Source organism: Gilvimarinus sp. 1_MG-2023 (assembly GCF_030548285.1).
Genome location: NZ_JAUOSC010001849.1, coordinates 1 through 231 on the forward strand (window position 1 = coordinate 1; position 231 = coordinate 231).

General features: G+C 55.4%; 1 protein-coding gene. It reads right to left on the reverse strand.

Annotated features, from left to right (window positions below; genetic code table 11):
• A partial coding sequence (locus Q4563_RS23085; protein WP_303606212.1) for a hypothetical protein occupies positions 1 to 231 on the reverse strand: 231 nt, incomplete at both ends.

The following is a 231-nucleotide window of genomic DNA, read 5'->3' on the forward strand; positions in this document are numbered from 1 at the left end:
GTCTTCGTTGGAGATATACAATCGGTCGCCATCGGGGTGAAGGGCAAACTGCTCCGGGTCTTCACCGGAAGGCAGACTGGCGACGATACGTTGTGTGGCAACGTCCATCACCTGCACGGTGTCATCGTCACTGGCACAGATATACAGCAACGAATAGTCATGGTTAAAGGTGATACCACGGGGGCGCTGGCCGACCTCGATGGTGTCAACCACGGCAAAACTGTCCAGATC